The organism is Thermoflexus sp. (assembly GCF_040289485.1).
GTDB lineage: Bacteria > Chloroflexota > Anaerolineae > Thermoflexales > Thermoflexaceae > Thermoflexus.
This window is the reverse complement of the sequence record NZ_PSLG01000082.1, coordinates 1-8392: the sequence shown is the minus strand read 5'-3', so window position 1 is coordinate 8392 and position 8392 is coordinate 1. Positions and strand designations below refer to the sequence as shown.

The following is an 8392-nucleotide window of genomic DNA, read 5'->3' as shown; positions in this document are numbered from 1 at the left end:
TCAAACCATCCAGCCCTGGTACACCCACCGCTTCGATCTCTTCGTGAACGAGGGAAGTGGCTTTGTGTTGGGTCACTCCTCGTCCCTGACGGTCTTGGCCACCGCGTGGCTCTCGCGGCTTCTTTCTGGTGGTGGGAAGCGGCGGGTCGGGGATATGGAGGCCATCTACTTCCCGCGGGCCCTCGAGGGGTTGCGAGAGCCCATGCTGCTGATGGCAGCCACCTTCTTGGTGGTCTACATCCTCATGGCCGCCCTCAACGTGGGCTTTGTGACGGAGGCGGCGGCCAAGGCGGGCAAGCATCCGATCATCTGGGTCCTGTTGCAGGCGCTGAATTTCGCGGCTGGCTTCGCCATCCTGATCATGGGTGTCCGGATGATCATCGCTGAGCTGATCCCCTCCTTCAAGGGGATCGCGGAGCGCATCGTCCCGGGCGCCATCCCCGCCCTGGATTGTCCCCTCTTTTTCCCCTACGGGCAGGTGTCCATGGCCTACGGGGGGCTCATCGGGATGCTCGTCTCGGCCGGCCATGAGATCGCCGGGCGGCGATGATCCGCAGCCCGGCCGGCCGCACCCAGATCACCCCCCAGGGCATACGCGGTTCGCTCAGATAGGAACGGCGCTCCTCGCGGGCAGCGCTTGCCTGTTCCCTAGGTTAGGATTAATATAACAACAACGAGCCACCTCCAGCCCGGGAGCGATGGAGCGGATGACGTTCGCGGTGGCCATCCGGGAGCGACCCGTTGGGCAGCCCGCACTGCCGATGGAGAACCTTCTCGGCCCTGTCCGGATGGCTGGGCCTAGGGCGGAGGCTGTCTGCTTCTGCTGGCAAGCCAGAGATCTGCGGCGATCCCCTGATGCCTCATTTTCCTTCAGCCTCATCCTTTTCCTCACCCCCCCGGGGGGGGTGATATCCCCCTATTCAAGGGATCTCCCGGGAGTTGGACCTCGATCCTCTTTTTCCCTCCGGATCGCTGCGCCGATCCCCGCTTCGGCCGCTGAGCCCGTTTTTGCGGAGATGAACGGATGATGGAACATTCAGATCCCCAGGGGACTGCTGCGCCCACGTCGCGGTTCCGGGAAGTGCCCCTGGCGTTGTCGGAGGAGGCGGTGCTGGCCCAGGCCTTGATGGAGGCTTCGCATCCGGCGCGGATGGTCTGTAGCCTTTTCCGGGCCTTACAGGGACCGCTTTCCCTGGCCGCACTGACCCTCCTGCAAATGGATGAAGGGGAGGCTTGTCTGCTCCCCGTGGCTGTGGCCGGTCAGCCCGAGCGGTCGTTCCGGGTCCTTCCGCTCCGGCCGCCGGAATCCAGCGGGGCCGCTTGGGCGGCAGTGCGGGGCGTGCCTACCCTGGAGGAAGCCGAAGGGCGATGGTGGGGCTATTTCCCCCTGGGCCCCCGCGGGCGCATCCGGGGGGTGCTGGTTGCCGAAGGCGTCGGAAGCCCTGTGCCCCCGGAAACCTGGGGACGGTTGGGGCAGGCGGGCTGGATGTTGGGGCTGGCCCTCTCCGGGCAATCCCCTGGGGAGGCGGCGGCGCTGGCGGCCCGCCTGCACCGGTTGGTCCTCAGGCTCCAAGCCTCCGGCTCCATGACGGAGATCCTCACCCGGATCCTCCAAGAACTGGTGGAGCTGCTCCGCGCGAATCGGGGAGCGATCGCCCTGATGGCGGCGGAGGGGGATCATCTGACCGTGGTGGCGGAATACAACCCGGTTGGGACAGCTTCCGGGATCGGGACGACCATCCCCATCGCCGGCAACCCCTCGATGGCCTGGATCCTGCAGGAGCGGCGCCCCCTGGCCATCCCAGACACCGGGGATCCGATCCTGGGGCCAGTGGGACCGGTGCTGCAGAGGCTGGGGATCCGCTCGCTGTTGATCGTGCCTATGGTGGTGGAGGAGCGGGTGATCGGGACGATCGGGATCGACAGCGTGCGGGCGCCGCGGGCCTTCACCGAGGCGGAACAAGATCTGGCGGCGATCGTTGCGGCCCAGGTGGCCGGGGTGGTGGAGCGAGCGCGGGCGCTGGAGGAGGCCCAGCGCCGGGCGGCCCATCTGGAGGCCCTGCACGCGGTGTTGCGAGAGGCGCTGGAGTCCCAGGATCTAGAGGCCCTGATGGATCGGGCCCTCGGCCATCTGCGGAAGGCCTTGGGGGCTCCGATCGGGGCCCTCTGGCTGGAGGACCGGGCGGTGCTCCATGGGGCGCCGTCAGCGCTGGGGCAGGCCAGCGCGGCGGCGGCTCGGGCGACACGGGGGATCCCGGAGGGGACCCATGCGGTGTCCGATTGGGCGGCGGTGCGGGACGGGCATCCGCTGGCGGCCTGGAAGTCGGCGCTGCTTCCGTTTGGGGTCCGGTCCTCCCTGGTGGTGCCGGTGGTGCGGGGTGAGAAGCGGCTGGGCGGGCTGGTCGTGGCGGACCATGCGGCGCGGCCCTGGCGGGGGGAGGAGATCGCTTTGGTAGAAGCGGTGGGGCGGGAGTTGGGAGCGGCGGTGGAGCGGCTGCGGCTGCTGGAGGATCTGCGGCGCCGGGAGGCGCGGCTGCGGGTTCTGTATCGGGTAGCGGAGGCGTTGAACCGGGCCCCGCGGCTGCCGGCGCTGTTGGAGGCGGTGTTGGAGGCGCTGCTGGCCGATCTGCCGGCCGACGCGGCCAGCGTTCACGGGATCGAGCCGGGGGGCAGCGGGGAGCTGCGCCTGGTGGCCCAGCGGGGGTTCGGCACAGAGGATGGGGCTTTCTTCGGCCAGCGGCCGGTGGCCATCCCCGGGGAGGCGTTGTGGGTGGAGGCAGCGGAGACCTTCCTCGATCCACCGGCGGCGCGGGCGGTGGTGGAACGAGAGGGAATCCGGAGTTTCGCGGCGGTGCCGTTGCGGCACGAAGGGGAGGGGCTGGGGGTGCTGCATGTGGCCTGGCGGCAGCCGCGGCGGCTGGACGCGGAGACCCGGTCGTTGCTGGAGCGCGTGGCGGACCTGGTAGCGATAGGGCTGCATCGGGCGCGGCTGATGGCGCGCGAGGAGGCCCAGGCCCGGGCTCTGGGAGAGGCACTGCGGCTGCGGGATGAGATGATCCAGAACATGTCCCACGAGTTGCGGACGCCTTTGGCGGTGGCACTGGGGTATTTGGAGTTGTTGGCGGAGGGGGCTTTCGGGGCGCTGCGCCCAGAACAAGCAGAGGCGGTGGCCGTGTGCCGGGGGCGGCTGGCGGAGTTGCAGCGGTACGTGGAGTTGCTGTTGATGCTGCAGGCGGCGCGGGGGGGCGCGTTGGCGCAACAGCCTGTGGAGATCGTCCATTTGATCAGGAAAGTGGTGCGGGTGTGGCAGGCTGGGATAGAGGCGGGGCGGTATCGGGTGGTGGTACGGCTGCCGGAGGCGCCCGTGTGGGTGCGGGGGGATGCGGAGGCGCTGGCGCGGGCAGTGGGGGAGGTGCTCGGGAACGCGGTGAAGTTCATGCCGGAGGGAGGGGAGGTCGGGGTGGAGGTGGTGGGGGCCGCGGAAGAAGTGGTGGTGCGGGTGTGGGATGAGGGGATCGGGATCCCGACGGCGGCGCTGGGGCGGGTGGGGGAGCCTTTCTATCAGGTCGATGGGGGCCTGACCCGGCGGTTCGGGGGGATGGGCATCGGGCTGGCCCTGGCCCGAGCGGTGGCCGAGGCCCACGGGGGGCGGCTGGAGGTGCGCCCCCGCCACCCCAAAGGCACCGAGGTCTGCCTCCTCCTCCCGCGGCTGGGGTAGCGCACGCCGGGCAGCCCTGGCGGCCCGGAAGCGGGATCGCCATCGCCGTCGGGGTGTGGGTTCATCTTCATTGGTATGGTCCTCCGGGGACAGGCCGCTGGAGGGCTGGGCGGCAGGGGGCAGGGAGAACCGCCCTGCCCCCTTTCGGTTTGGACGGCCGGCGGCGGCCCTACTGAGGAAACCCAGGGCGATCGCCTGGCGGCTGGGAGGGCGCTCGCCTCATGGGCTCTCCCTTCCCCTGCCCCCGCGAACCCGGCTAAACTAGCAAAGATCCTGTGGAGGGGGCCGTCGATCCATGGAGCCGCGGTTGCCTCGGGGGATGCGGGACATCCTCCCCGATCAGATGATGCTGCGCCGGTATGTGATCCGGACCTTCGAGCGGATCTTTGAGGCCTACGGGTTCGAGCCGTTGCACACCCCAGCTCTGGAGCTGCGCGAGACCTTGATGGGCAAATACGGGCCCGACGCCGAGAAGCTGATCTACGATGCCCAGCACCGAGAGGGGAAGGAGGCCCTCAGCCTGCGCTATGACCTCTCAGTGCCCCTGGCCCGTGTGGTGGCCATGTATCCCCACCTCCCCAAACCCTTCAAGCGCTACCAGATCGCGCCGGTGTGGCGGGCCGAGCGGCCTCAGAAAGGGCGCTACCGCGAGTTCTATCAGTGCGACGCGGATATTGTGGGGACGACCTCCATGGCCGCCGACGCCGAGATCGTGGCCCTCATCGACGAGGCCCTCACCCGCCTGGGCTTCCGCAATTTCGTCATCTTGATCAACGACCGCAAGCTGCTGGCCGGCCTGGGCCGCTTCTCCGGGGTCCCGGAGCCCCTGCTGGGCCAGCTCTACCGGGCCATCGACAAGTTCGACCGCCTGGGGATGGAAGGGGTCCAGGAGGAGATGCGCCGCTACGGCATCCCGGAGGAGGTCATCCGACGCATGGCCGGGCTGCTGGCCATCCAGGGGGAGGGCCGCGAGGTGCTCCAGGCCCTGGCCCGGGAGATGGCCGCGGCGGAGATCCCGGAGGCCATGGAGGGCCTGCGGGAACTGGAAGCCCTCCTCGGGTTCCTGGATCAGATGGGCGTCTCCCCCCAACACTACCGGATCTCCTTCACGATGGTGCGCGGGCTGGAATACTACACCGGGCCCATCTTCGAGACGGTGGTCACCGAGCCGAAGATCGGCTCCATCACCGGCGGCGGCCGCTACGACGGCTTGGTCGGCCTCTTCGCCAAGCAGAGCGTCCCCATGACCGGGACCAGTTTCGGTATCGAGCGGATCATCGATGTGATCGAGGAACTGGGGATGGCGCCGGCGGGCCTGCGGCGGACCCCCGTGGAGGTCCTGGTGACGGTCTTCGATGAGGAGCGGATGGGCGCCGCCATCGCCACGGCCCGGGCGTTGCGCCAGGCCGGCCTGAACACCATGCTCTATCTCGAGCCCCGCCGCCTGGAGGCCCAGTTGCGTTACGCCCACCACAAAGGGATCCCCTTCGTGGTCTTCGTCGGGCCGGACGAGGCGGCACGGGGGATGATCACCGCCCGGGCGATGGACACCGGGGAGCAGCGGACGCTGCCGGTGGCGGAGGCCGCCCGCTGGATCCGAAGCGCCCTGGGAGGGTCCAATGGTGGATGAGCGGGTGGGGGTGATCGGGCTGGGGTATGTGGGGCTGCCCCTGGCCCTGGCCTTCGCCGAGGCGGGGCTGGAGGTCGTGGGGGTGGATGTGGACGCGGGGAAGGTGCAACGGCTGGCCGCCGGGGAGAGCCCCCTGCGGGACGTCCCCCCGGAGGCCCTGCGGGCGGCCCTGGCGGCCGGCCGGTTCCGCCTCACCACCGATTACGAGGCGCTGCGGGCGGCCGACGCGATGTTCATCTGCGTGCCCACCCCCTACGATGCCATGCGGGCGCCCGACCTCTCGTATGTGCGGGCGGCGGCGGAGGGGATCGCCCGGGTGCTGCGGCGGGGGCACCTGGTGATCTTACAGAGTACCACCTACCCGGGGACGACCGAGGAGGTGGTGCGCCCGATCCTGGAGGCGGGCAGCGGGCTGCGAGCGGGGGAGGATTTCGACCTGGCCTTCTCTCCCGAGCGGATCGACCCGGGCAACCGGACCTGGACGGTGCGCAACACGCCGAAGGTGGTGGGGGGGATCCATCCCCGGAGCACGGAGCGGGCGGCGGCGCTGCTGGCCCGGCTGGGGGCGCCGGTGCATCCCGTGTCCTCCCCGCGGGTGGCGGAGATGAGCAAGTTGCTGGAGAACATCTTCCGGAGCGTCAACATCGCCCTGGTGAACGAACTGGCCCTGTTGTGCGAGCGGATGGGGATCGACATCTGGGAGGTGATCGAGGCGGCGAAGACCAAGCCCTTCGGGTTTATGGCCTTCTACCCGGGGCCTGGGGTGGGCGGGCACTGCATTCCCGTGGATCCCTATTATCTTTCCTGGAAGGCGCGGGCCTACGATTTCTACACCAAGTTCATCGAGTTGGCGGCGGAGGTGAACCAGGCGATGCCCTTCCACGTGGTGGGGAAGGTGGAGGAGGCGCTGGATCGCTACGCGGGACGGGGGCTGCGGGGGGCGCGGGTGCTGGTGCTGGGGGTGGCCTACAAGCGGGAGGTGGAGGACGCCCGCAACAGCCCCGCGGAGCGCATCCTGGAGTTGCTCCTCCGGCGGGGGGCGGAGACGGCCTACCACGATCCGTATGTGCCGCGGTTCCGCGTGGGCGGGAACCCCTTCTATCCGGAGGTGCGAGAACTGGCCTCGGTGCCGCTTACGGAGGAGCGGCTCCGGTGGGCGGACGCGGTGGTGATCGTGACGGGGCATCGGGCGGTGGACTACGCGCGGGTGGTGCAGACGGCGCGGCTGGTGGTGGACACGTGCCACGCCACGGCCGGGCTCCCGAAGGGGACGGCGACGATCGTGCGCTTGGGCGCTCCCATGCCGGAGCCTTCGGAGGGCCCCCGATGAGCGCCCGCCCCGCGGCCGTGGCCAAGGGCCGGCTGTGGGCGGCCCGCATCGCAGTGGTGATCATCCTGATCGGGGCGGTCGTTTTCACCCTCCGTTATCGGGACCGCTTCGAGGAGTGGGCCCGCCTCGGCTACCCGGCCATCTTCCTCATCAGCGCCCTCACCAACGCCACGCTGATCCTCCCCCTGCCGGGCCTGGCAGTGACCACCCTGGCCGGCGGGATGTTCAACCCATGGATCGTGGGGGTGGTGGCCGGGCTGGGACAGGCGGTGGGGGAGCTGAGCGGGTATCTGGCGGGCTACGGGGGTCAGACCCTGGCGGACGACCTACCGCATTACGACCAGATCGCCCGCTGGATGCGCCGCTACGGCCCGTGGGTGGTCTTCGTCCTCGCCCTGGTTCCCAACCCCCTCTTCGATGTGGCCGGCATCGTCGCGGGGTCCACCCGGATGCCGCTTTGGGCCTTCTTCGTGCCCTGCGCCGCCGGCAAGATCCTCAAGAACCTGATCGCCGCCTGGGCCGGCTTCTACGGGATCGAGCTCCTGCAGCGGTGGTTCGGCGCGTGAGGGAGGCCGCTGGATCCCGGGGAGGGTTCCTCCTGGCGGGGGGCCGGCGGGCCCGCGGCCGGCTCCGGGCCGCGGGCTCCATCTTCCTGCTCTCCCTGGCGGTTCTGCTGGCCCTGGGCCCCTTGGTCCTTTCGCCGGGCATCCTGATGCGGGGGGATGTGGCCCTGTATTTCTACCCCTACTGGCAGGCGGCCGCCGAGGCAACCCGGGCCGGGCGCCTGCCCCTTTGGAACCCGGATCTCTTCGCCGGAGCACCCTTCCTGGCCAACCCCCAGGTGGGCTTCTTCTACCCACCCAACCGGGTCCTCTCCGGGCTCCCGCCCCCCCTGGCCTTGAAGGTCTCGATCCTGCTGCACGCCCTGGGAGCGGCGTGGGGAATGGCGGGCCTCGCCCGCCGCCTGGGCTACCGGGCCGGCGGCGCGCTGGCCGCGGGGCTGGCCTATGCCCTGGGGGGCTACTTCCTGGCCCAGGCCGAGCACATCAACCAGTTCCAGGCTCTGGCCTGGCTGCCCTGGATGGCCTGGGCCTGGGCCGCCGGGCGCTGGGTCGCCCTGGGGCTGGCCGCGGCGATGCAGGCCCTCTGCGGCCACGCCCAGACGGTCTTCATCAGTTGGGTGGGGCTGGGGATCTTCTTCGCCCCGTTCTGGAAGGAGAAGGGGGAAGGGGCCGGCGCAGGGGCGTGGCGCGTCGGCGGGAAGGGAGGCCTCCTCGCCCTTGGGCTCGCCGCCGTCCAGTGGCTCCCGGCCCTGGAACTGGCCCGCGTCTCCATCCGCGCGGAGGGCCTTCCCCTGCGGGAGGCCCTTTCTTTCTCCCTCCATCCTCTCCTGCTCGGCCGCTCCCTGCTGCCTGGCCGGGAGGCAACCGCCTTCTCCGAGTTCGCCGCCTCCATCGGCCTGCTGGGGGGGCTGGCCCTGGCCTGGGGGATCGGGCGCCCGGGATGGGCCCGATGGGGCGCGCTGGCCGGCCTCGGCCTGTTTTTCGCCCTGGGGGGCTATAACCCGGTTTACGGGGCCCTGGCCGCGGCCCTCCCCCCGCTGCGGGCCTTCCGGGTCCCTGCCCGCTGGCTGGCCCTGTGGGCCTTCGGGGCCGCCCTGGGGGTGGGCGCCGGGATCGAGCGGGGGCGCGATCCAGCCGCCCGCCGGGCCGCC

6 protein-coding genes are annotated in these 8392 nt (G+C 70.4%); all 6 read left to right on the top strand.

Going from position 1 to position 8392, the window contains the following annotated elements; all coding sequences use genetic code 11:
- Positions 1-550 (top strand): PTS transporter subunit IIC (locus tag C4313_RS10500; protein ID WP_352429814.1); only part of this gene is annotated, 550 nt, incomplete at its 5' end.
- A 474-nt stretch (positions 551-1024) separates the two neighbouring features.
- Positions 1025-3718, top strand: coding sequence for a GAF domain-containing protein (locus C4313_RS10495; protein ID WP_352429813.1), 2694 nt, complete (start codon positions 1025-1027; stop codon positions 3716-3718).
- A gap of 295 nt (positions 3719-4013) precedes the next feature.
- Positions 4014-5348, top strand: coding sequence for a histidine--tRNA ligase (hisS, locus tag C4313_RS10490; RefSeq protein ID WP_352429812.1), 1335 nt, complete (start codon positions 4014-4016; stop codon positions 5346-5348).
- Positions 5338-6678 carry a nucleotide sugar dehydrogenase gene (locus C4313_RS10485; protein ID WP_352429811.1) on the top strand — a complete coding sequence of 447 codons (1341 nt, stop codon included), beginning with the start codon at positions 5338-5340 and terminating at the stop codon, positions 6676-6678. The genes hisS and C4313_RS10485 overlap by 11 nt, the downstream gene beginning before the upstream one ends.
- Positions 6675-7244, top strand: coding sequence for a VTT domain-containing protein (locus C4313_RS10480; protein ID WP_352429810.1), 570 nt, complete (start codon positions 6675-6677; stop codon positions 7242-7244). The genes C4313_RS10485 and C4313_RS10480 overlap by 4 nt, the downstream gene beginning before the upstream one ends.
- Positions 7241-8392, top strand: a 1152-nt coding sequence (locus tag C4313_RS10475; protein WP_352429809.1) for a hypothetical protein, incomplete at its 3' end; no start/stop codon positions are given. The genes C4313_RS10480 and C4313_RS10475, both read left to right, overlap by 4 nt.